Annotated in this window: 19 protein-coding genes and 1 pseudogene; 6 read left to right on the forward strand and 14 right to left on the reverse strand. The window is 71.4% G+C overall.

Annotated elements, in window-relative coordinates; translation table 11 throughout:
• Positions 1 to 27: 27 nt before the first annotated feature.
• Positions 28 to 1,194, reverse strand: coding sequence for a Vms1/Ankzf1 family peptidyl-tRNA hydrolase (locus H489_RS24825; protein ID WP_017886402.1), 1,167 nt, complete (start codon positions 1,192 to 1,194; stop codon positions 28 to 30).
• The gene (locus H489_RS24830; protein WP_017886403.1) at positions 1,175 to 1,516 is read right to left on the reverse strand and encodes a hypothetical protein; all 342 of its coding nucleotides are present in this window, start codon (positions 1,514 to 1,516) and stop codon (positions 1,175 to 1,177) included. Before H489_RS24830 ends, H489_RS24825 begins: the two co-directional genes overlap by 20 nt.
• Before the next feature lie 208 nt (positions 1,517 to 1,724).
• Between H489_RS24830 and H489_RS24835 the strand changes: the two genes are divergently transcribed.
• The 4 genes and pseudogenes from H489_RS24835 (at position 1,725) to H489_RS24850 (ending at position 8,192) form a co-directional block, all read left to right on the forward strand.
• Entirely contained in the window at positions 1,725 to 3,083 is a 1,359-nt protein-coding gene (locus tag H489_RS24835) for an extracellular solute-binding protein (RefSeq protein ID WP_031259368.1), read from the forward strand.
• A pseudogene (locus H489_RS24840) lies at positions 3,080 to 4,030 on the forward strand (carbohydrate ABC transporter permease); the annotation flags it as partial. The gene H489_RS24835 and the pseudogene H489_RS24840, both read left to right, overlap by 4 nt.
• Before the next feature lie 161 nt (positions 4,031 to 4,191).
• The gene (locus H489_RS24845; protein WP_017886406.1) at positions 4,192 to 5,160 is read left to right on the forward strand and encodes a carbohydrate ABC transporter permease; all 969 of its coding nucleotides are present in this window, start codon (positions 4,192 to 4,194) and stop codon (positions 5,158 to 5,160) included.
• Entirely contained in the window at positions 5,157 to 8,192 is a 3,036-nt protein-coding gene (locus H489_RS24850; RefSeq protein ID WP_017886407.1) for a glycoside hydrolase family 2 TIM barrel-domain containing protein, read from the forward strand. The genes H489_RS24845 and H489_RS24850 overlap by 4 nt, the downstream gene beginning before the upstream one ends.
• 94 nt (positions 8,193 to 8,286) lie before the next feature.
• On the opposite strand, the gene H489_RS24855 is transcribed toward H489_RS24850, so the two are convergent.
• Complete coding sequence (locus H489_RS24855; RefSeq protein ID WP_017886408.1) at positions 8,287 to 8,712, reverse strand: DUF3151 domain-containing protein; 426 nt, start codon at positions 8,710 to 8,712, stop codon at positions 8,287 to 8,289.
• Between the two features lie 274 nt (positions 8,713 to 8,986).
• Here H489_RS24855 and H489_RS24860 point away from each other — a divergent pair, with 274 nt between their 5' ends.
• Positions 8,987 to 10,618 (forward strand): ABC-F family ATP-binding cassette domain-containing protein, encoded by a 1,632-nt coding sequence (locus H489_RS24860; protein ID WP_017886409.1) that lies wholly within the window; start codon positions 8,987 to 8,989, stop codon positions 10,616 to 10,618.
• A 36-nt stretch (positions 10,619 to 10,654) separates the two neighbouring features.
• On the opposite strand, the gene H489_RS24865 is transcribed toward H489_RS24860, so the two are convergent.
• The 4 genes from H489_RS24865 to H489_RS24880 form a co-directional block, all read right to left on the reverse strand.
• Positions 10,655 to 11,350 (reverse strand): SDR family oxidoreductase, encoded by a 696-nt coding sequence (locus H489_RS24865; RefSeq protein ID WP_017886410.1) that lies wholly within the window; start codon positions 11,348 to 11,350, stop codon positions 10,655 to 10,657.
• A 10-nt stretch (positions 11,351 to 11,360) separates the two neighbouring features.
• Positions 11,361 to 11,852 (reverse strand): DedA family protein, encoded by a 492-nt coding sequence (locus H489_RS24870; RefSeq protein WP_017886411.1) that lies wholly within the window; start codon positions 11,850 to 11,852, stop codon positions 11,361 to 11,363.
• Between the two features lie 61 nt (positions 11,853 to 11,913).
• Positions 11,914 to 12,945, reverse strand: a complete 1,032-nt coding sequence (locus H489_RS24875) for a YihY/virulence factor BrkB family protein (RefSeq protein ID WP_017886412.1) — start codon at positions 12,943 to 12,945, stop codon at positions 11,914 to 11,916.
• 4 nt (positions 12,946 to 12,949) lie between these two features.
• The gene (locus H489_RS24880; RefSeq protein ID WP_017886413.1) at positions 12,950 to 13,465 is read right to left on the reverse strand and encodes a hypothetical protein; all 516 of its coding nucleotides are present in this window, start codon (positions 13,463 to 13,465) and stop codon (positions 12,950 to 12,952) included.
• A gap of 63 nt (positions 13,466 to 13,528) precedes the next feature.
• Between H489_RS24880 and H489_RS24885 the strand changes: the two genes are divergently transcribed.
• Positions 13,529 to 14,269, forward strand: a complete 741-nt coding sequence (locus tag H489_RS24885) for an MBL fold metallo-hydrolase (protein WP_017886414.1) — start codon at positions 13,529 to 13,531, stop codon at positions 14,267 to 14,269.
• A gap of 166 nt (positions 14,270 to 14,435) precedes the next feature.
• On the opposite strand, the gene H489_RS24890 is transcribed toward H489_RS24885, so the two are convergent.
• The 7 genes from H489_RS24890 to H489_RS24920 all read right to left on the reverse strand — a co-directional run bounded on the left by H489_RS24890 (position 14,436) and on the right by H489_RS24920 (position 20,854).
• Entirely contained in the window at positions 14,436 to 15,479 is a 1,044-nt protein-coding gene (locus H489_RS24890) for a Gfo/Idh/MocA family protein (protein ID WP_017886415.1), read from the reverse strand.
• 73 nt (positions 15,480 to 15,552) lie between these two features.
• Positions 15,553 to 16,479, reverse strand: coding sequence for a prenyltransferase (locus H489_RS24895; protein ID WP_017886416.1), 927 nt, complete (start codon positions 16,477 to 16,479; stop codon positions 15,553 to 15,555).
• Positions 16,476 to 16,895 carry a lycopene cyclase domain-containing protein gene (locus H489_RS24900; RefSeq protein WP_017886417.1) on the reverse strand — a complete coding sequence of 140 codons (420 nt, stop codon included), beginning with the start codon at positions 16,893 to 16,895 and terminating at the stop codon, positions 16,476 to 16,478. The genes H489_RS24895 and H489_RS24900 overlap by 4 nt, the downstream gene beginning before the upstream one ends.
• The gene (locus H489_RS24905; protein WP_017886418.1) at positions 16,892 to 17,224 is read right to left on the reverse strand and encodes a lycopene cyclase domain-containing protein; all 333 of its coding nucleotides are present in this window, start codon (positions 17,222 to 17,224) and stop codon (positions 16,892 to 16,894) included. The genes H489_RS24900 and H489_RS24905 overlap by 4 nt, the downstream gene beginning before the upstream one ends.
• Positions 17,224 to 18,864, reverse strand: coding sequence for a phytoene desaturase family protein (crtI, locus tag H489_RS24910; RefSeq protein WP_017886419.1), 1,641 nt, complete (start codon positions 18,862 to 18,864; stop codon positions 17,224 to 17,226). The genes H489_RS24905 and crtI overlap by 1 nt, the downstream gene beginning before the upstream one ends.
• Complete coding sequence (locus H489_RS24915) at positions 18,861 to 19,799, reverse strand: phytoene/squalene synthase family protein (RefSeq protein WP_017886420.1); 939 nt, start codon at positions 19,797 to 19,799, stop codon at positions 18,861 to 18,863. Before H489_RS24915 ends, crtI begins: the two co-directional genes overlap by 4 nt.
• Positions 19,796 to 20,854 carry a polyprenyl synthetase family protein gene (locus tag H489_RS24920; RefSeq protein WP_017886421.1) on the reverse strand — a complete coding sequence of 353 codons (1,059 nt, stop codon included), beginning with the start codon at positions 20,852 to 20,854 and terminating at the stop codon, positions 19,796 to 19,798. Before H489_RS24920 ends, H489_RS24915 begins: the two co-directional genes overlap by 4 nt.
• Positions 20,855 to 20,858 lie beyond the last annotated feature (4 nt).

A 20,858-nucleotide genomic window follows, 5' to 3' on the forward strand; every position in this document is an offset into this window, starting at 1 on the left:
GCCTCCCGTCCGTCGTCCGGTCACCGCTCAGGCGGCCGGCACCGCCGGTCCCACCGGCCACCGCAGCAACGCCGCGGCTGGCGCACCGTTCGGCAGCGACGCGGCGTTCACGAGCAGCAGCTCCGCGTCGGTGAGGGCGACCGCCCGGACGATCGCGCACACGGCCGGCACCGGACCGATGGCCGGCGCACCCGCCGCCTGCTCGGGTGCCGTGGCGATCCACGGCGCCGATCCCAGCGCGAGCAGGGTGCGGTCGCCGATCGCGGCGGCGTCGATCGCGACGACCGAGGCCTGCGCCTGCTGCAGCGCCTCGACGACAGATCCGAGGCCGGTGACCGTCTGGTTGTCCCCGCGGCCGACGTGGGTGCGGAGCAGGTCCTCGAAGTCGTGCCGGCGGGTCGCGATGACCCGGGCGAGCGCGATGTCGACGTGCTCGACGAGCGCGGTCTCCGCCGCGTCCGACGCCCGGGGGTCGACCGGGACCTCGGACACGACGGCTCGAGCCTCGGTGGACAACTGGTCGAGCAGGAGCCCCCGTGCGCGGATGTCCCCCGCCACGACGATGAGCTTCGGCTGCAGCCGCCGGAAGGCCTCGTCGACGGACGTGGCGACCTCGTTCTGGTTGTCGCGCCAGATCTCCTCGGTGTGGTGCTGCCACCGCAGGTGCGACCAGCCGCCGCCCTGGAACTTGTGGAGCGTGTCGGTGCGGCCCTGCACGCGCTGCTCGTCGCGCCGGTCCGGCACGTCGGCGTGGCCGAGACGGTAGGCGCGGTGGCCACCGCCCTCGCGACCGACCTCGACGATCAGGAACGGCAGGTCGAGCGGCCGGTGCGCCAGGAGCGGCAGCAGGTCGGGCACGGGGTCGTGGCCGATCGACGTCGGGGCGTGCATCGCCCCGGGCAGGACCTCGCTGAGCACGAGTTCACCGTCGTGCACGAGCACGTACCGGCTGACCGGCGCGGGCACCCCGGGCGTCTCCTCGAGTTCGGCCATCACCGTGTCGATGACCTCGGCGTCCGCCCCGGCCGACCGCAGGACGTCCTCGGCCTTCCGGCGCTGCAGGGCTGCGAGGTGCTGCGGGTCCTCACGGTCACCGGACGCGTCGACGTAGGCCCACGTCCAGGTGCCCCCGCGCTTCAGGCGTTCGGCGATCCCGGACTGCAGGTGCGGCGCGTCATTCTGCGTCAGAGCCATCGGTGCTGCCCTCCCTGGTCTCGGTGCGGTACACGGTCGCGTCGGCTCCGTCGCCCTCGCCGGTGGGCAGCGGGTCGGCCCGGTCGGCATCGTCCTCGGGGAGCACGTCGGTGGTGTCGTCCTGCAGCTCGCCCTCGAGCTCGCCGTCGTAGCCCGACGCGGCGACGGTCTCCGGGCCGTCGGTGTCGTCGGGGACCGGCTCGGACTGCCGGAACTCCTCGACGTGGGCGTTGCTGCCGTGCCCCTGGACGATGCTCTGCGCCTCGTGCGCGAGCTGCTCGTCGAGTTCGGGGCGATGGGTGGTGTTCCCGCGTTCGGTCATCGCTTCTCCTCCCGGTCGTGCCGCCGGCGGCCTTCGCCGTCCGGGGCGTCGGTGTCTGCTCTGTTACCCCACGGTCCGCGCCCGGGCCTGGGGCCGTTCCAAGGTGCGCCGGGAACGCGCAGTGTCGGTACGGTCACGAAACCACAACGGCATTCGGTTCTGTGGTTGGGTGTGGGCAACCCCGATCAACGACGAACGGAGTGCGGCAATGGCGCCACCACAACGACCGATCACGAGACGACACCTGTTGGGCTTCGGCCTCGGTACGGCGGCGGCGGGGCTCCTCGCCGGCTGTGCGGTCCCGGGCTCGACCAACGTCAACAAGGCGGCCCTCGTGCCCGCCGCGGCCTCGGGTGAGACCGTCCAGCTCACCTACTGGGCCTGGCTCAAGGACCTGCAGAAGGTCTGCGACGTCTGGAACAAGACACATCCGAAGATCCAGGTGTCGGCGAACTGGATCCCCGGCGGCAACAGCGGCGGGTACCAGAAGATGTACTCCGCGCTCGCGGCCGGCGGTGGCCCGGACATCGGGCAGGTCGAGCTGCGGCAAATCCCCGAGTTCATGCTCGCCAACGGCCTGGTCGACCTGGCCCGGTACGGCGCGAAGGACTTCCAGTCGAAGTACGACGAGGCCGCGTGGGCGCAGGTGTCGTTCGTCGACGGCATCTACGGCATCCCCCAGGACACCGGCCCGATGGGCTTCTACTACCAGACCGCGCTGCTCGAGCAGGCCGGCGGCGAACCCCCGACGACGTGGGACGAGTGGCGTGACCTGGCCGACAAGGTCCGGAGCACCGGCAAGCAGAACTACCTCGAGGTGTTCCCGGTCGCCGACGCCTCACCCTTCGCCGCGTACGCACAGCAGGCCGGTGCGCGCTGGTTCAAGGTCGACGGCGACGAGTGGGTCGTCGACATGACCGACGACAAGACCCTGATGGTCGCCGACTTCTTCGACGGCGTGATCGACGACAAGCTCGTCGACACGAGCGCCGGCGCGTACTCCCCCGGGTGGTACGCGGCCGCCGCGAGCGGCAAGATCGCCGCGGTCACCAGTGCGAGCTGGGGTGACGCGCTCATCGAGTCGGTGCAGGGCGGCGAGGGCAAGTGGAAGGTCGCCCCGATGCAGAAGTGGGGCGCCGACGGCTTCGGCTCGAGCGCCATCGGCGGTTCGACGGCCGCGGTGCTGGCGAACGCGAAGCACCCGCGGGAAGCGCTCGAGTTCATCACGTGGATGACCACCTCGAAGGAGGGCATCGACGCGATGATCAAGTACTGCGGCATCGGTTGGTCGCCCGCGGTCGACTACATCGGGGCGCAGCGCGAGAAGCCGTCGAAGTGGTTCTCCGGCCAGAACTACAACGAGGACGTCTTCGTGCCGGCCTCGAAGGAGCAGAACATCGACTGGTCCTGGTCCCCGGTGACCCAGTCGGCCTTCACCAGCCTGCAGAACCAGTTCCGCCGCAAGATCACCTCGGGCCTGAAGCTCAGTGACGCCGTGGAGCTCGCCCAGCGGGAGATCGTCCAGTCCTTCAAGGACAAGGGCCTCAGCGTCAGGACGGCACGATGACCCAGCAGACCACCACCCCACGGACCACCGGTCGACCGGCCGGCAGTACCCCCGCGTTCCGCACGAGCACGAAGGCCACGAGCGCGCAGAAGCGTGCCCCGTGGATCCTGCTCGCCCCGTTCCTGGCCCTGTTCCTGCTGACGTTCGTCATCCCGATCATCAGTGCCCTGTTCCAGTCGTTCACCACCGTCGACCGCGAGGGCCTGTTCGGCGAGGACGGTGTGGTCGGCCGGTTCGCGGGGTTCGACAACTACGTGATCGCCCTGCAGGACAGCGGGTTCGTCGCATCGATCGGCCGCATGCTGCTCTTCGGCATCGTCCAGGTCCCGGTGATGATCATCGCCTGCACGATCCTCGCGCTGCTGCTCGAGTCGGCGAGCGCACGCTGGCCGGGCTTCTTCCGGGCGGTCTACTTCATGCCCTACGGCGTCCCCGGGGTCATCGCCACGATCCTGTGGTCGTTCCTGTACGTGCCCGGTCTGTCGCCGATCGTGTCGCTGCTGCAGTCGATGGGGCTGCAGCCGGACTTCCTCGGCGCCAACAGCGTGCTGTGGTCGATCGCGAACATCGTCACGTGGACGTACACCGGCTACAACATGCTCATCATCGTGGCGCAGCTGAAGTCCATCCCCGGCGAGGTCTACGAAGCCGCGAAGGTGGACGGCGCCAACGCGTTCCAGGTCGCGTGGCGGATCCAGATCCCGCTCATCGCCCCGGCCCTGGTGCTCACGACGGTGTTCTCGATCATCGGCACGCTGCAGCTCTTCGCGGAGCCGCAGATCCTGTCGACGGTCGCCCCGGCGATCGACACCGAGTACACGCCGAACTACGCCGCGTACACGAACGCGTTCGCGTTCAACGAGTACGGCGTCGCGAGTGCGCAGGCGGTCATCATCGCCCTGGCCGCGTTCATCCTGTCGTTCACGTTCCTCGCGCTGACGAACCGTCCACCCAAGGACGAACGCGACCGACGCAAGCGCGCACGGCGCGACGGCCGGGAGGCCCGCACCGCGCTCCAGACGCGCGCTGCGGCGGGCAGCACGGTCACCACCCAAGCCGACCCGGGCCTCCAGGCCGGTCGCGTCGCGACCACCGAAGGGACTGACCGATGACATCCACGGAATCGACCTCGAAGGTGTCCCTACCGGATGTCCCTCAGTCGCAGGCTCCTTCGGCGCTGGCGTCGCGGAGCCGCAGGCGCGTCTCCCAGAGCTCCAGCGCGCGCCGCAAGCTCGACCGGTCCCCACGCTCGCAGATCGTCGTCACGGGGATCCTCGTCGTCGTCGCGCTGTACTTCATCGTCCCGCTGTACTGGGTCGTCATCGCGGCGACGAAGACCACGGGCGCGCTGTTCTCGACGAACGGGTTCTGGTTCGGCGGCGAGTTCGCGCTCTGGAGCAACCTGCAGCAGGTGTTCACCTACGACGGCGGCATCTTCGTCCGGTGGATCGCGAACAGCATCCTGTACTCCGGCGTCGGTGCGGTCCTGGCGACCTACTTCGCCGCGGCCGGCGGGTACGCGCTGGCGAAGTACGACTTCCGGGGGCGCCAGTTCGTGTTCGGCACGATCCTCGGCGGCGTGCTCGTGCCGGGGACCGCGACGGCGCTGCCGCTGTTCCTGCTGTTCTCGACCATGGGGTTGACCGACACGTACTGGAGCGTGCTCATCCCGAGCCTGGTGTCGCCGTTCGGCCTGTTCCTGTGCCGGGTGTACGCCGCGGCGTCGGTGGACACGACCCTGCTCGAACAGGCACGCATCGACGGCGCCGGTGAACTGCGGATCTTCCACACCGTGGTGCTCCGGCAGATGACCCCCGCGCTCGTCACCGTGTTCCTGTTCCAGGTGGTCGGGATCTGGAACAACTTCTTCCTGCCGCTCATCATGCTGGCAGACCAGAAGCTGTACCCGATAACACTGGGTCTGAACAACTGGCGCTCGCAGGTCGACCGCCTGCCGGAGTTCTACCAGCTCACCACCGGCGGGGTGCTCGTCTCGGTCATCCCGCTCGTCATCGCCATCATCGTCCTCCAGCGCTTCTGGCGTGGAGGCCTCACGGAAGGATCGGTCAAGGGTTGACCCACTCCGCACTCTCGTCCACCGCACCCGGCTCCGACTCGCGGCTGGCACCCCGTGCCTGGCTGCACACCGACGCCCCGTCCCTGTCGCTGAACGGGGACTGGCGGTTCCGGTGGTCGCCCGTCGCCTCGGTCTCCGAGGACTTCGCGACCGAGGGTGGGGAGGACGACGACCCGGCCTGGGGCGAGCTCCCGGTGCCGTCGCACTGGGTACTGCACGGCCACGGTGCGCCGAGCTACACGAACCTGCAGTACCCGTTCCCGATCGACCCGCCGCACCCGCCGGAGGAGAACCCGACCGGGGACCACCGCCGCACGTTCGAGCTGCCGTCGTCGTTCGACGCCGCCGGCCGGGTGCTGCTGCGGTTCGACGGGGTCGAGTCGCACTTCCGGGTGTGGCTGAACGGGACGCTCGTGGGCTGGTCGACGGGCTCGCGCCTGGCGACCGAGTTCGACGTCACCGACCTGGTGCGGCCGGGAGCGAACGAGCTCGCGGTCCGGGTGCACCAGTGGTCGGCGGCGTCCTACCTGGAGGACCAGGACCAGTGGTGGCTGCCCGGCATCTTCCGCGACGTCACGCTGCTCGCCCGCCCCACGGCGGCGATCGACGACGTGTTCGTCCAGGCCGGCTGGCAGGCGACGCTCGGCACGGCTGCATCGGCGGGCACCGCGGCGTCGGGGCGCCCGGAGACGGGGACCGGCACGATCACGTTCCCGACGCTCGACGCGGTGTTCCCGGTGCGGTTCGCGGTGCCCGACCTGGGCCTCGACGTGACCTGGGCAACGGCCGACGACGTCGCACCGATCGAGGTCGAGGGCGTCGAGCCGTGGAGCGCCGAGCTGCCGAAGCTGTACGACGCGACGCTGTCGACGGGCACCGACGCCGGCGGTACCGCCGGCGGCGAGGCCGTCTCGCTCCGGCTCGGGTTCCGCACCGTGTCGATCGTCGGCGACCGGTTCCTGGTGAACGATGAGCGCGTGGTGTTCCACGGTGTGAACCGGCACGAGACCCACCCAGTGCGCGGCCGGGTGTTCGACGAGGAGCACGCCCGCGCCGACATGGCGCTGATGAAGCGGCACAACGTCAACGCCATCCGCACCTCGCACTACCCGCCGCACCCCCGCGTGCTCGACCTGGCCGACGAGCTCGGGTTCTGGGTCATCCTGGAGTGTGACCTGGAGACCCACGGGTTCCTGTTCACCGACTGGGTCGGCAACCCCTCCGACGACCCGGCGTGGGCCGAGGCCTACGTGGACCGCATCGCGCGCACCGTCGAGCGCGACAAGAACCACGCATCGATCGTGATGTGGTCGCTCGGCAACGAGTCCGGCACCGGCCGGAACCTCGCGGCCATGTCGCAGTGGGTGCACGACCGCGACGCCGAGCGCCCCGTGCACTACGAGGGCGACTACACGGGCGAGTACACGGACGTCTACTCGCGGATGTACCCGACGCTGCAGGAGACCGAGTCCATCGGCGGCGGCACCCCGACGCCCCTGCTCGGCTGCGGCCCGGCCGAGGCCGCACGGCAGCGGTCGAAGCCCTTCATCCACTGCGAGTACGTGCACGCCATGGGCAACGGCCCCGGGCAGATCGCCGAGTACGAAGCCCTGGTCGACCGGTACCCACGGCTGCACGGCGGGTTCGTGTGGGAGTGGCGGGACCACGGCCTGCTCGCGAAGACGCCCGCCGGCGAGGACTACTACGCGTACGGCGGCGACTTCGGCGAGGTCGTGCACGACGGCAACTTCGTGATGGACGGCCTGGTGCTGCCCGACGACACCCCGACCCCGGGGCTCGCCGAGTTCGCGGCCGTCGTGGCCCCGATCCGCCTGGCGGTCTCGGACACCACGGTGCTGGTCGAGAACCGGTACCACTCGGCCTCGACCGCCGGGCTCCGGCTCTGCTGGACCCTGTCGCGGAACGGCGTCGTCGAGGCCTCGGGGCGCCTGTCCACGGGCATCGTCGCCGCACGTGCGTCGGCGACGGTCCCGGTGCCCGCGGAGGTGCTCGACGCGGCCACGTCCGAACTCGCACCCGGCGACGAGCTCTGGTTCGACCTGACCGTGGAACTGGCGGGGCCGACCGCGTGGGCGGACACCGGCCACGTCGTCGCACGCACCCAGCGGCTCGTCGCGGCGCGCGCGGCGGACGCACCACGGGCCTCCAGGCAAGGGTGGGACGGCGACCACCTGGGCGACGGCACGTTCAACGCGCGCGGTGACCTGGCGTCCTGGAAGGGCCACGAGGTGGCCGGGCCCCGCCTGGAACTCTGGCGCGCACCGACCGACAACGACAGCCTGGCGTCACAGGGCGGCTACGAGACCGCGGACCCGGTGCTCACGCACGGTGTCGGCGACCCGACGGCTCCCCCGTCGGCGACGCGCTGGCGCGATCGCGGGCTGGACCGGCTGACGCACCGGCTGGTGTCGGTGTCGCGCACCGACTCCGGCCTGGAACAACGCGTGCGCGTCGCGGCGGCGAACAGCGGGTGGGGCCTCGAGGTCACGCACCGCTGGACCCTGACGTCCGACGGGCTCGTGCTGCAGACCGACGCCGTGCCGTTCGGTGCGTGGGACGTCACGTGGCCGCGGATCGGGGTGCGGTTCGACCTGCCGGCGTCGCTGGCGGACGGGGACGCAACCTGGTTCGGGACCGGACCGCTCGAGTCGTACGCCGACTCGTCGCACGCTGCCCGGGTCGGGCGGTTCACCGCGCCGGTGCGGTCACTCGGGGTGGAGTACTCGCGGCCGCAGGAGACCGGGCACCGGCCTGGCCTGCGTTCGTTGTCCGTCGGGCCGTTCACCGTGACGACGGCGGGGTCGCACCGTGCGGGGTTCACCCTGTCGCCGTGGACCGCGCAGCAGATCGACCGCGCCGAGCACCCGTACGAGCTGCCGACGTCGGACCACCTGTACCTGTACCTCGACGCCGCGCAGCACGGGCTCGGCAGCCGGGCGTGCGGGCTCGACGTGCTGCCGGAGCACCAGCTCTGGCCGCAGGCGTTCAGTTGGAGCGTGCTGCTGGCCTAGGCGGGGTCGGCTCTCGCAAAACACCGGTGTTCGCACGTTGCACACCCGCATCCCGCGGCGTGCAGTGTGAACACCGGTGTTTTGCGTGTGGGCCCTACGCGCCGGCGGACAGGGCGCGCAGGGCCTCGGGGTCGCTCGCGTTCAGGAAGTCGGTCAGGCGCTCAGCCTCGCCGGGCTCCTCGATCGCCTCGGCCGCACGGCGCAGGGCGAACAACGCTCGCAGCACGCCACGGTTCGGTTCGTGCGACCACGGCACCGGGCCGACACCGCGCCAGCCGGCCTTGCGCAGGGCATCGAGCCCGCGGTGGTAACCGACACGGGCGTACGCGTAGGACTCCAGGGTCGCGCCGCGCGCCCACGCTTCGTCGGCGAGCAGCGCCCACGCCAGGCTCGACGACGGGTGGGACACGACCACGCTGGCGACGGGGGCGTCCGCCTCGATCGCGGCGGTCACCTCCGGCTCAGCGGGCAGCAGGGTCTCGGGGTTCGACGACGGGGTCGGCAACAGGTTCTCCGGCATGCCCCCAGCCTGTCATCCCTTGCGGGCGCCCGTGTCACGGGATTACCGTGGAGGTCACCTCGTCGTCATCGCGGGGCCGCCGGGGCGGGAGACCGACCGGCGGAACGGATGGCGGACACGGGGGTCCCCTGACGGAAGCAGACGGATTGCTGTCGATCACCGGTACCGCTCAGCCCACGCGCTGACACCGTGATCGCGCGCCCCGTCGGGCGCTCCACCGCACCGCGGTGGCCTCGGTGTCGTGCGCCCAGCATCGACACCGGGAGACACCTCCATGCCCACCAGTCCGTCCGTCGTCCTGCACGACGTCACCTTCGCCTGGCCCGACGGCACCGTCGCGCTCGATCACCTCACCGCTGCCTTCGACCGTGGCCGGACCGGCCTGGTCGGGAGGAACGGGGCCGGCAAGTCCACGCTGGTCCGGCTCGCGACCGGCCGGCTCCACCCCACGTCGGGCAGCATCGCGACGTCCGGCCCAGTCGACCACCTGCCGCAACGCCTCTCCCCACCGGCACGGCCTGATCGCCGCTGGCGCGTCGATCAGGAACCGGCGGCGTGGGCCCACGCCAGCGCGGACGACACCGTCGCCGACCTGCTCGGCGTCCGTCCCACCCTCACCGCGCTCCGGGCCGTCCTGGCCGGCGACGCCACCGCCGCACAACTCGAGGCAGTCGGCGACGACTGGGACCTGGAGGAACGGGCCGCCGCGGTGCTCGACCGGGTCGGGCTCGACGGCACCGACCTCGACCGGCCGGTGTCGACGCTGTCCGGCGGGCAGTCCGTGCTCGTCGCCGTCGCCGGGGTGCGGTTGCGCGCGCGACCGATCGTGTTCCTGGACGAGCCCACGAACAACCTGGACCGTCGGGCCCGCGGGCTGCTCCTCGACCTGGTCGACGACTGGCGCGGAACGCTCGTGCTCGTCAGCCACGACCGGGAACTCCTGGAACACGTCGACGAGACCGTGGAGCTCCGCGCCGGGTCGATGACCGTGTTCGGCGGGACCTTCAGCGCGTTCGAGGAGCACCTCGCCGTGCAGCAGGCGGCCGTCGAGCGCGAGGTCCGGGTCGCCGAGCAGCGGCACCGTACCGAGAAGCGGCAGCGCATCGAGGCGGAGACGAAGATCGCCCGTCGTGCCAAGGCGGGCGAGAAGGCGGGCCGCTCGATGCCGAAGATCCTGGCGAACGAGCAGCGGAAGAAGGCGCAGGAAACCGCCGGTCGTCTGCGCGTCGGGTACGCGGACGACGAAGCTGCCGCACTTGCGTCCAAGCGTGAGGCCGAACTCCGTCTGCGCGACGACGAGTCGATCCACGTCACCCTGCCCGACCCGGACGTGCCGGCATCGCGTCGGATCGCCACCGTGACCGTCCGCGGACGGGACGTCATCGTGCAGGGGCCGGAGCGGATCGCCGTCACCGGGGACAACGGCGTCGGCAAGTCCACGCTGCTCGAGCAGCTCGTCGGCGACCCCGCGGCCCGGGAGCACCCGCTGCCGGCGACCACGGCCGTCGCCCACGTCGACCGGATCGCGTACCTGCCGCAGCGGAAGGACAGCCTGGACGACACCGCCACGGTGCTCGACAACGTGCGCCGGGACGCCCCGCACGTGCCCGTCGCCGAGGTCCGGAACCGGCTGGCGAAGTTCCTGGTGCGCGGCGACACCGTCGACCGTCCGGCCGGGGACCTGTCCGGCGGGGAGCGGTTCCGGGTTGCGCTGGCTGCCCTGGTGCTCGCCGACCCGCCGCCGCAGCTGCTCGTGCTCGACGAGCCCACGAACGACCTCGACCTGACGAGCGTCGACCAGCTCGTGGACGCGCTGCGGGCCTACCGGGGTGCACTCGTCGTGGTGAGCCACGACGAGATGTTCCTGGAACGGCTCGAGCTCGACGAACGGATCGAGCTGCGGTAGTCGGTCGTCGGTGCCGTCGCCGTCGCCGTCAGCGCGTCAGCGCCGTCGGGTCGGTCGGATCGCGAGCGACTCGACGGTGCCGCGCTCGGGCAGGTCGACGACGGTGCGGACCGCGGCGGCGACGTCCTCGGGCGCCAGGTAGTAGTCGGTGTCGTAGGACTCCCCGAGCTTCGCCACGAGCTGCCGCTGCATGTCCGAGTCGGTCCGGCCCGGGTGCACGCTCGACACCCGCACGCCGTTCGCCCGCTCCTCTTCCCGCAGGGCATCGGCGAAGGCCCGCAGCGCGAACTTCGACGCCGCGTACACGCCACCGCCGGGGCCCGAGTGGAACCCGGAGCCGCTGTTGATCGGCACGACGATGCCCCGGGCCGCCCGCAGTGCCGGTAGCGCCAGCCGGGTGAGCTCGGCGACCGCGAACACGTTCGTCGCGAAGACCTGCTCCCACACCGCGCGCGGGGTGTCGGCGACGGTGGTGCCCTGCTCGACGCCGGCGGAGTGCACGAGCACGTCGAGCCGTGCCGGCAGCGCCGGGACCTCGCCCGCGCCCAGGTCACCGACGAACGGCGCCGCGCTCGGCAGTTCCTGGACGAGGGCGTTGACGGCGTCGGCGGACCGGCCGCCCACGAGCACGTGGTGGGTGCGGCTGAGGTCGGCGGCGATCGCGCGGCCGATGCCGCGGGTGGCTCCGGTCACCAGAGCGACCGGACGGTTCTGGAGCTGCTCTGTCGTCACGGAGGCCAGCCTACGGAAGCCGGGCCGGGCCTCCTGTGCGGTCGCGGCGACGACGCAGGACCGTCAGTGCGACGCCGGCGACGACCACGAGACCAGCGAGCGCCACGATGCCCCACGGCGAGCCGGCGAGCGCCGCGACGACCGCCCAGAAGACCGCGAGCCCGACGGTCGCGTACAGGAAGGCCCACGCGACGCAGCCAGGGACCATCGCGATCGTGTACCGCCACCAGGCGACCCGTGCCAGCCCTGCTGCGGCGTTCATCACCGTCTGCAGGCCGACCACCACGAAGCTCACCGTGACGACGGGCAGGCCCCAGCGGTCGAGCAGCGCCGAACCACGACGGACCGCCGGCGACCGCAGCCACCCGCCCCACCGCGAGCGGGACGCACCCGTCACCGCGAGCCGCGCGACCCAGTACGTGGCCTGCGCACGGCAGAACACGATCGCGAAGAGCGCGAGGACGAGCCACCGGAACGGGAGCCCCTCGAGGAAGGACGGCACGCTCGCACCGTAGCGTCCCGAACCGGAGAGCGCCCGTCAGCGCCGGTCGGACGCGCGACGGTCAGTCGTTGTCGACGCTCTGGCGGATGCGGATGCCCTCGAGCACGTCCTGCGCGCGCTGCTCGTCCTGCTTCTCGATCTGGCGGGTGTCGCGCTCGGGGAGCTGGATGTCCTCCTCTGCACGGATGCCGGCCTGCAGCTCGCGGCCCCGCTCGATCTCGGCGTCGAACTCGGCACCGAAGAGCAGGGCGTTGTTCGTGATCCAGATCCACAGCAGGAACACGATGACCCCACCCAGGGAGCCGTACGTGGCGTTGTAGTTCGAGAAGTTCCCGACGTAGAACCCGAACCCGACGCTCGCGATGACCCAGATGAGGATCGCCAGGATCGACCCGCCGCTGACCCAGCGGAACTTCGGCTGCTTGACGTTCGGCGACCAGTAGTAGAGCACCGCGACGACGATGATCGCGATGACGAGCAGGATCGGCCACTGCACGATGAGGAGCACGGTCGCGGCGACGTCGCCCAGGCCGATGACGTCGCCGAAGCTCCGGGCGAGCGGCCCGCTCACCAGCACGAGCAGGCCGACCACGAGCAGGACGACGGTGGTCACCGTGACGCCGAGCATGGTCGGGCGGAGCTTCCAGATCGGCCGGCCCTCGCGGACGTTGTAGATCCGGTTCATCGAGCGACCGAAGGCGCCGACGTAGCCGGAGGCCGACCAGAGCGCGCCGACGACACCGACGATGAACGTGATCGGGGCGGCGGGCGAGCGGACGAGCCCCTCGAGCGGCTCCCTGATCAGGTCCACGACCTGGTCGGACCCGATGTTGCCGATGATCTGCAGCAGGGTCTTGATCGTGTTGTCGGCCTGCCCGACCAGGCCGAGCAGCGACACGACCGCCAGCAGCCCGGGGAACAGCGCGAGCACCGAGTAGTACGTCAGGCTCGCGGCCAGGTCGGTGCACTGGTCGCTCGTGAACTCGCGCAGCGTCTTCTTCAGCGTGTAGACGAGCGTCGGCTTCTTCAGGTCGGTGGGGTTGTCGGGCTTCCGGGAGTCGTCCGGGTCCGGCTTCTGCTCTTCGTGCGCCATGGGACTAGCCTCTCGCCTTCACGGCCGTCTTCGACCGCTTGACCGCCTGCTTGCGGTTCTTGTTCGCGCGTCGCTGCACCGCGGCGATGCCGACCTGCTGCTTCACGCGGCCCCGGTGTGCCGGGTCACGCTCGAGGGCTTCCTCGGCAGCCTTGGCTCGCGCCTTCCGACCCTTGCGACCTGCCTGCGCCCGCTCCTGCGCCGACGGGGCGTCGCCCCGAGCGCCGAACGGCAGCAGCGCGGTGAAGGCCGAGCTCGCCGGCGGCTGCGCCAGGTGCCCGGCGGGCTTGTTCCGGAGCGCGATGCCGAGGACGATCGCCGCGACACCGGTCAGGCCGGTCAGCCCCATCGCCACCAGGGGCGTGGGGTCGCGGTGCCACCGCTGCTTCGTCTTGGCGACCGCCAGACGGGTGCGGGCGGGCAGGTCCGCGCGCCGCTTCAGCTCCGTCACGGTGTCCGTGATGCGCTCGCGCGTGCGCACGTTGGCGAGTTCGAGCTCGGGCAGACTGTCCTTGGCCATTCCCCATTTCGTACACGTCCCACCCGGGATGCTGCCCAGCAGCCCGCGCCTACCGTGCCGCACATGCTCTTCCGGGACACCGCCGAGGGGATCCACCGCCTCGAGATCGCTCACACCAACACGTACCTCGTCGAGACCGGCGACCGGTTGCTCGTCATCGACGCGGGGTTGCCCGCCGCATGGCCGCACCTGCAGCTCGCCGTGCACGACCTGGGCTACACGCCCGATCGGGTGGAGGGCCTGCTGCTCACGCACGGGCACTTCGACCACGTCGGAACCGCTGCACGGATGCACCGCGACTGGGGCACGCCCGTCTTCGTGCACCCGGGCGACCGGCACCTCGCCGCGCACCCGTACTCGTACCGGCCCCAGGCGAACCGCTTCGGGTTCGTGGCGCTGCACCCGGGCGGCCTGCGTCCCCTGGGTCGGATGCTGCTCGCCGGTGCGGCCACGGTCGACGGCATCGCCGACACCGAGCCGCTGGAGAACCGCGCCGACGTGCCGGGCACCCCGTGGATCATCGAGACCCCCGGGCACACCGACGGGCACGTGGCCCTGCACTTCGCCGACCGCGACGCCGTGATCGCCGGGGATGCGCTCGTCACCTTCGACCCGTACACCGGCGGGATCGGACCGCGGATCGTCGCACCTGCGGCGACGTCGGACGTCGACACGGCGGTCGCGTCGCTCGAGCTGCTGGCGGACACCGAGGCGAAGCACGTGCTGCCGGGCCACGGGCAAGCCTGGTCGCTCGGCGTGCGGCGGGCCGTCGCGCAGGCGCGGCGGGCGGCCGGCGCCGCCTGACGCGAGACCAGCTCGCGGGTCCACGCGCGCAGCGACACGTCACGGGCGCTCCGACGCGTGGACTGTCGGTGAGCGCGAAAGGTCCCCGACGCGGTGGAGCGACCGACGACGGCCTGGAGGCGCGGTGCGGGCCCGCCCCGTGCCTCCAGGCCGTCGGTGGGTGCGGTCAGGACGGGACGACGACGTCCTCGGGCAGGCCGGACGCCGCGGAGCGGCCGGCGGCCTCCATCAGCGCGAGGCTCCGCAGGTTGTCGCGCCCACTCGTCTCCGGGGCGGGGCCGCCCTGCACCGAGCGGGCGAACGCCTGCAGGCCGCCCTGGCGGTCGGTGTGTGCGAGCACGGGGAGCTCGACCACTTCGGCCTCGTCGTCCTGGGTGCGGCGGACGGTCACCCGGTCGCCGGCAACGGCGTTCGGCTCGCCGTCGCGGCTCGTGAACCAGACTTCGCCGTCCTCACCCTCGATGCTCCACTCGCCGGCCCACGCGGTGCGCGGGCCGCGGCTCAGCCAGCTGCCGCGGTAGTTGACGACCGTGCCGCCGTCGAGCTCGATGATCATCGAGGCGACCGCTTCGTCCTGGTACTTGCTGTAGGCGGGGTAGCTGGCCTTGGCGAAGACGCGAACGGCCTCTTGCCCGGTGATCATCCGGAGCAGGTCGAAGTGGTGGATCGCCATGTCGTTGATCATCGCGTGCGGGAACCGGTAGTGCGGGTACGTCTCGGCGGGCTGGTCGTTGTCCCACTGCCGGAAGTCGACGTTGATCGCGGAGACCTCACCGACGACGTCGGCCTCGAGCATCTCCTGCACGACCCGCGGTGCCGGGTACCAGCGGTAGTTCTGGCTGACCTGCAGCACCAGGCCGAGCTCCTCGGCGCGGCGGACCGCGGTGACGGCCTCGTCGGTGGTGTTCGCGAACGGCTTCTCGACCAGGACGTGCTTGCCGGCCTCGAGCGCCTCGAGCGCGAGCGGCACGTGCGTCACGGCCGGGGCGGTGATGACGACGGCATCGGCCTCGACCGTGGCGAGCGCCTCGGTCAGGGACGCGAACGCGGCGGAGGCCGGGAGCCCGAGGTCGGTCCGCACGGCCTCGAGCGTCGGCGCCGACGGGTCGACGATCCCGACCACCTGCACTTCCGACACCTCTGGGATGGCGGTGCGGGCCCAGTTGCCGCCCCACCCTCCGAGACCGACGTGGATGATCCGGACGCTCATGCGTGCACTCCTTCGTGGCTGCCGTCGTGGCTGGTGTCGCACCACGGTCGCCGCGGTGCGTGCGTCCAGTCTGTCAGTGCGTGTAGGCGTACGCGATGAGTGCCATCGTGACGATGAAGCCCGCCAGGTAGTTGATCCAGAGGAACCGCTTCCAGCCGGCGTTCGCGGCCTCGGCGCCCTGGTCGGTGATGTTCCACCACGGCAGCACGTTGAGCGCGTACGGGAGGACCACGATCGCGGCGATCGGCCCGGGGAACGCCGAGAACAGCAGGGCGACGCCGGCGACCAGGTACGCGACGAAGGCCAGCCGCACGGTCGCCCGCGCACCGATGACGGTGGCGACCGAGCCGATGCCGCCGGCCCGGTCGGCCAGGACGTCCTGCACGGCACCGAACGCGTGCGAGGCCACGCCCCACAGGAAGAACGCGATGCACACGGCGACGAGCTCGCCGGTCCAGTGCGGCCCCGCGAGGGCGAGACCGAAGATCGCCGGCGAGACGAAGTGCGTGCTCGACGTGAGCGAGTCGAGGAACGGCTTCTCCTTGAACCGCAGCCCCGGCGCCGAGTACGCGATGACCGCGAAGACGCTGATCGCCAGGACGAGCCACGACCACGGACCGTTGCCGCTGACCGCGCCGAGCACCACGAGCGCGACGAGGAAGGGGACGTTCGTGACGACGACGGCCCACAGCGTGGCACGGTGCACGCTCCTGTCGAGCAGGGCGCCCTCGACGCCGCCCTTCCGCGGGTTGCGCAGGTCGGACTCGTAGTCGAAGACGTCGTTGATGCCGTACATCGCCAGGTTGTAGGGCACCAGGAAGTACACGACACCGACCAGGAACGCGATCAGCGAGAACCCGCCGCCGCCCTCGACGCCGACCCCGCTGCCGAGCAGGTACGCCGCGCCGAACGGGTACGCGGTGTTCACCCAGCTGATCGGCCGCGACGACACGAACAGGGCGCGCAGGGTCGACGGCCTGGAGGCGGTGCTGGCGTTCACTTCGTGTCCTCTGCTGGTGCTGGCTCCGCTGGTGCTGGTGCTGGGGTCGGGTGGGGCGCGGGGCGCGCGCCGGTCCGGTCGAACAGGACCCACAGGCTGGGCAGCAGCACGATGGCGGACATCGCGTAGGCGAGGTCTTCGACCGGGATCGCACCGATCTTCGCACCGCTGATGAGCGAGGGGTCGTAGGCGACGATGCGCAGCGTGACGATGACGTTGTCGAACACCATCGTCATCACCAGCAGCGCGATGCCCGCGATCACGGACGTGAGCACCGCGACCCGGCGACCCACCGCGGGCAGCCGACCCGCGGCGCGTGCACGGCGCGCGGCGACGACCCCGGCGATGACGCCGACGGCGGCCGTGACGCCGAAGAACGGCAGGGCCAGGAGCGCGTACGCCCCGGCGCCGTTCACGCCTGCCGCCGGTCGGTCGCCCGCTGGACGAGCGGCCGGACGAACCCGACCAGGTCCATCGTCGAGTAGCAGAGCAGCAGCAGGAAGAAGAGCTCCTCGAGCGGGACCTCGGGCGCCAGGAGCACCCCGGTGAGCAGGTTCTGCGGCCCGATGAAGAAGATGCCGGCCGCGACACCGGCGATGTCCCACACCATGAAGAACGCGACCCCGACGACCGTCACGGCCGCCGCCCGCCACGGCGCCCGCCAGAAGAACAACCGGAAGCGGGCGTCCAGCACGGTCATGCCGACCAGGGACACCACCAGGCCGGCGAGGTACAGCCCGGGCATCAGGCGGTCTCGGTCCGGTCCCTCGGGGCCCCGAGGGGTGTCGGCAGCGGCTCGGTGCTCCGGTCGCCGTGGATGCGCTTGAGCAGGACCTCGGCGCTGATCAGGCACATCGGCAGACCGATGCCCGGGATCGTCGAGGCGCCGACGTAGTACAGCCCCTCGACCTTCTTCGACGCGTTCTTCTCGCGGAAGAACGCGCTCTGCTTCAGCGTGTGCGCCGGACCGAGCATCGAGCCGCTCCAGGCGTTCAGGTCGTCGGCGAAGTCGCGGGGCCCGATGGTGCGACGGACCCGGATGCGGTCGCGCAGGTCCGGCACCCCGGCACGCTCGGCCAGCACGTCGATCGCACGGTCGGCGATCTGCTCGACCTGGTAGTCACCGGCGCCGTCGATGCCACCCTTGCCGATCGACAGGTCGGCGGGCAGGGGCACCAGGATGAACAGGTTGCTGGTGCCGGGCGGGGAGACGCTCGGGTCGGTCTCGGACGGGGCGCAGACGTAGATCGACGCGGGGTCCGGCACGTGCCGGTCGTCCCCGAAGATCGCGCCGAAGTTGGCCTTCCAGTCCGCGGTGAACATCAGGGTGTGGTGCAACAGCCCCGGCGTCGGACCGTCGATGCCCAGGTACACGAGCACCGCGCTCGGCCCCGGGTCGCGCTTCTTCCAGTGGTCGGCACCGTGGGTGCGGTGCTCCCGCTCGAGCAGCTGCATCTCGGTGTGCTGCAGGTCGGCCGCGCTGACCACGAGGTCCGCGGGGGCCGTGTGCTGCACGCCGTCGCGGTCGCGGTGGACGACACCGGTGGCGACGCCGTCCTCGACGACGATCCGTTCGACCTTCGCACCGGCGATGATCTTCGCGCCATCGGCACGGGCGACCCGCTCGACGGCGGAGATCACCTCGGTGATGCCGCCCTTCGGGTAGAGCACGCCGTCGGACAGGTCCAGGTGGCTCATCAGGTGGTACATGCTCGGCGCCGCGTACGGGCTCGTGCCGAGGAACACCGCCGGGTAGCCGAGGATCTGCCACAGGCGGCGATCGCGCACGGCGGTCTCGGCGAAGGTCGAGAGCGGCTCGAGCAGCAGGCGCGCGAGCTTCGGCAGGCGCCGGAGCACGTCGGGTGCCGCGAGCTTCGTGAGGTCCTGGAACGTCGTGTACAGGAACCGGCGGACGGCCATCCGGTAGGTGTCCTCGGCCGACGCCAGGTACTTCCGCATCCGCTCGCCGGCACCGGGCTCGATGGACTCGAACAGCTCGATGTTGGCCTCGGCGTCGGCGCGCAGGTCGATCGGCTCGTCGTGGCCCTCGCTGTAGACGCGGTAGCCGGGGTCGAGCTTCACCAGGTCGAGCTCGGCCTCGGCTGACGTGCCGAGCAGCTGGAAGAAGTGGTCGAACACCTCGGGCATGAGGTACCACGACGGCCCGGTGTCGAACCGGAACCCGTCCTGCTCCCACGAACCGGCACGGCCGCCGAGCTGCGTGCGCTGCTCGAGCACCGTCACCGAGAAGCCGTCGCGGGCGAGCAGCGCAGCGGCCGCCAGGCCGCTGATGCCGCCGCCGATGACGACGGCACGACGTGCCGGCACCTTGCGCCGGGTGGTGGGGGCGACCGTCTTCGGTCGGGAGGCGCGGGGCGGGGTCATGACGAGCCTCCCGGCCGGTGGGTGGTTGCGCGCGACCGGAGCGGTCCGCGTCCGGCGAGGACCTGTGCCGCGAGGCGGACCTTCACCGGGTTGGGGACGCGCACGCGCGTCGTGACGAGACGGCTCGCCGGGGTGCGCGCGAGTCGGTCGTTGAGTTCCTGGAAGAGCGCGTGTGCGAGCCCGACGGCGTTGCGGGCATCGGCCGGCAGCAGGCGGATCGTCCGCGCGGCGTGGTCGAGGTCGGCCTGCACGTCGGCGACCAGGCGGTGCTTCGTGGCCTCGTCGAAGGAACGGATGTCGACGCCCGGGAAATACGAGCGACCGAGCACCTCGAAGTCGGCGTGCAGGTCACGCAGGAAGTTCACCTTCTGGAACGCCGCACCGAGCGCACGCGCCCCGGCGACGAGCTCGGCCTGGTCGAACGTCGGCTTGCCCGCGCGGTACACGAACGCACGCAGGCACATCAGGCCCACGACCTCGGCCGAGCCGTACACGTACGCGTCGAACGAGGCGTCGTCGTGCTCGGTGCGCTCGAGGTCCATGCGCATCGAGGCGAAGAACGGGGCGGTGAGCTCGGCGCCGAAGCCGGTGGTGCGGGCGGTGCGGGCGAAGGCGTGGACCACCGGGTTCACCGAGAAGCCGAGCGCGATGGCCCGTTCGGTGTCGGCCTCGAGCTCGTCGAGCACGGTCCGGGCGAGCTCGCGGTCGAGCCCGGCCTCGGTCGCGGGGCCGTCGACGACCTCGTCCGCGACGCGGACCAGCGCGTAGACGTTGCGGATGTGCTCGCGCGTGTCGCGGGCGAGCATGCGGCTCGCCAGGCCGAAGGACGTGGAGTACCGGTCGATGACGACACCCGACGCGGCCTCGGCCGTCGCGTCGTAGAGCTGGAGGCGAGCCGGACGGGATCCGGTCGCCGTGGTGGTGCTGTGGGTCACCGGGCGCGCTCCACGAGTTCGGTCACGAGGGCCTCCAGGCGGTCGGCGAGTTCGTACGGCAGCCGGGCGAGTTCGGCCCGGGCGAGTGCGGTGTGGTCAGCGACACGTGCTTCCGCGGCGCCGCGCGCACCGCAGGACACCAGGGTCGCACGGACCTCGTCCGCGCGGGCCTCGGTCAGGTCCGGGTCACCCAGGTACGGCTCGAGGTCGGGCCAGCAGTCGGTGGTCGCCGCGTACGCGATGAGCATGGTGCGCTTGCCCTCGCGCAGGTCGCCGAGAACGGTCTTGCCGGTCATGGTCTCGTCGCCGAACACCCCGAGCAGGTCGTCGACGATCTGGTAGGCGATGCCGATCTCGCGGCCGAAGGCACCGAGGGCGGTGACGATCTCCTCGTCGGCGCCGGCCAGCACCGCACCGGACTGCAGCGGCGCCTCGAACGAGTACACGCTCGTCTTCGCCCGCTCCATCGCCAGGACCTCGTCCACCGTCGGCATCACCCCGAGTGCCAGGTCGACGTCGGTCATCTCGCCGGCGGCGCTGGCGAACACGGCCTCGTCGAACAGCTCGAGCAACCGCTCACGCCGGGTGCCGTCGACGCCCGCGGCCTCGATGAACCGAGGTGCCCCGGCGAGCGCCAGGTCACCGGCGATCACAGCGGCACTCATCCCCCGGTGCTCGGCGGTCGGCAACGGCAGTCCACCCGTCGTCCCGTTGTCACGGAACGACCCGGCGACGTTCGGCTGCCCGCGGCGCGACCAGTCACGGTCGATGACGTCGTCGTGCACCACCAGCGCGGTGTGCAGGAGTTCGTAGGCCGCCGCGACGTTGGCGGCGGCGTGCGCGTCGGTGCCGCCCATGCCGGCGTACGCGGTCATGACCATGCGCGGCCGGAAGCGCTTGCCGCCCATGCTCGCCTTGCGGAGCACGCGCCACAGCTCTTCCGACGGTCGGCCGTAGCGCTCGGCGCGCGCCGACGACACGGCGAAGAAGCGCTCGAGGCAGTCGTCGACGAGCGCGAGGTCGATGTGCGGCACGGTGGTCGCTTCCTCGCTCATTGGC

The organism is Curtobacterium flaccumfaciens UCD-AKU (assembly GCF_000349565.1).
GTDB lineage: Bacteria > Actinomycetota > Actinomycetes > Actinomycetales > Microbacteriaceae > Curtobacterium > Curtobacterium poinsettiae.